The sequence below is a fragment of the Micromonospora globispora genome (assembly GCF_003857015.1).
In the GTDB taxonomy this organism is placed as follows: domain Bacteria; phylum Actinomycetota; class Actinomycetes; order Mycobacteriales; family Micromonosporaceae; genus Micromonospora; species Micromonospora globispora.
Map to the genome: position 1 here is coordinate 1 of NZ_QGGF01000305.1, position 2,244 is coordinate 2,244.

The 2,244-nt window shown below is 69.2% G+C and carries 2 protein-coding genes; one reads left to right on the forward strand and one right to left on the reverse strand.

Annotation, left to right across the window (positions count from 1 at the left end; genetic code table 11):
* Nucleotides 1-766: transposase (locus DKL51_RS15065; RefSeq protein ID WP_148097739.1), on the forward strand; the 766-nt coding region annotated here is incomplete at its 5' end.
* Nucleotides 767-789: 23 nt separating this feature from the next.
* Here DKL51_RS15065 and tnpB read toward each other — a convergent pair.
* The coding region (gene tnpB / locus DKL51_RS15070) for an IS607 family element RNA-guided endonuclease TnpB (RefSeq protein WP_221623188.1) at nucleotides 790-2,244 on the reverse strand (1,455 nt) is incomplete at its 5' end.

Here is a 2,244-nt window from a genome sequence, read left to right on the forward strand (position 1 = left end):
GCGGCTGCGGCACGCGTTGCGGGAGTACTTCCCCGCCGCGTTGGCCGCCTTCGAGGACCTCGACGCCGCCGACACCCTGGAACTGCTCGCGAAGGCACCCGACCCGGCGAGCGCGGCGAAGCTGAGCCTGGCGCAGATCAGCGCGGCCCTCAAACGGGCCCGCCGCCGCGACATCGCTGCCAAGGCCACGGCGATCCAGGCCGTTCTGCGCGCCGAGCACCTCGGCCAGCCGGCCGTGGTCACTGCCGCCTACGCCGCGTCCGTGCGCGCTCTGGTCGCGCTGCTGGTCACCCTCAACGAGCAGGTCAAGGCCCTGCAAGGGCAGGTCGAGGCCCATTTTGGCCGGCACCCGGACGCTGAGACCATCCTGTCCCAGCCTGGACTGGGTGCCGTCCTCGGCGCCCGGATGCTCGCAGAGTTCGGCGACGACCACGGCCGCTACGCCTCGGCCAAGGCCCGCAAGAACTACGCCGCTACCAGCCCGATCACCCGCGCATCGGGCAAGAAGAAGACCGTCGCCGCCCGGTTCGTGCACAACGACCGGCTCATCGACGCCCTGATGACCCAGGCGTTCTCCGCGTTGAAAGCCTCGCCGGGCGCCCGCGCCTACTACGACCGGCAACGCGCCCGCGGCGCCAGCTACAACGCCGCACTGCGCCAGCTCGCCAACCGGCTCGTCGGCATCCTGCACGGATGCCTCAAAACCGGCACCCCATACAACGAGGCGACCGCCTGGTCCCACCACCTCGGCGAGGCTGCTGCTTGACATTCAAGCTCCTGGGATGTCTTTCATGAAGCGATAGATAGCTCATGATCGGCAGCTGTCAGTTGCCTGACGGCGTTGACCGGAAGCGGTCTTGACGCTTCCACGCCCGACTGCCCAGCCCGCACGGGTGCGGGTCTTACGGGTCTTACGTAGGCTCCACGTCCTGTTTTTCCGTCGCCCGGCAACTCCAGGTCGACATGCCGAGCCAGGTCGGCAAGGTCTCGTGCGGCGTTGACGTCCCGGTCCAGGGACAGGCCACACGCAACGCAGGTGAATGTGCGCTCTGCCAGGGACAGCTTGGGTTTCACTGTCTTGCAGCCAGAGCAGGTCTTGGAGCTGGGAAACCACCGGTCGGCAACGTGCAGCGCACTGCCGTACCAACTGGTCTTGTAGGCCAGATGCCGCCGCAGGGTGGCCGGTGCCGCGTCGGACAGGGCGCGGGCCAGCCTGCGGTTGCGCTTCATCCCGGCGACGTGCAGGTCCTCCACCACGACCAGGTCGTAACGCTGGGCCAGCCGGGTGGTCAGCTGATGCCACGAATCTTCGCGTACCGCGGCCGCTGTCGCCTGGATCCGGGCAACCCGGTCCTGCGCCCGCCGCCAGCGGTTCGACGGGTCACGGCGGTTGCGGGTCGCCGGATCGAACGGGCCGACCCGCCGGTTGGCGCGGCGCTGCGCCTTACCGAGCCGCTTGAGCGCGGCCTTGAACGGGGCCGGATTCTCCACCATCTCGCCGGTGGATAGCACCGCGAGGTGCTTCACGCCGGCGTCGACCCCGACGACGCGGCCCGTTCGGGGTGCGTGCGCGGGTCGACCGGTGGCACGCCGCACGGCCACCTGGAAGGAGCAGAACCATCGGCCGGAGGTTTCAGTCACGGTCGCGGACAGGATCTTCGCGGTGCCGGCTTCCAGCCGCCTGGCCAGCTTGCGGGTCGATTCGTCGGTGCGGATGCGCCCCAGTCGAGGCAGGACCACGTGGCGTCGATCGGGCTCCACCCGGATCGCTCCGGTGGTGAACCGGACAGAGCGGGCAGCGTGCTTGCGCTTGAGTTTGGGCCAGCCCATCTTGCGGCCCTTGCGCTTGCCGTTGCGGCAGTCCGACCAGTTGGTCAATGCTCGGGACAGGTTGTCCAGGCCGGTGTTGAACGCTTCCTTGGAGCACTCCTGCCACCACGGGGCGACCCACGGCTTGGTGTCGTTCCAGGTGCGCCGCAGGCTCGGTAGCGACCAACTCTGCCAGGGTGTCAGGTCGGTCTCGGCGACCCCGTACGACGCCTCAGATGCGCGCTGCGCCTTGACCGCGGACAGCCGCCTGAGCATGTGGTTGTAGGCGAACCGGGCCGCGCCGGCATACCGACGCAGATTCTGAACCTGCGCCGGTGTCGCGTCCAGCGCGAACTTGTACGCCTGCACCGTCCAGCCCGGCGGCGGCTCGTAGCGCCTCATTCGACACCCGTCCCGGTCGCCGCGGCCACGGCG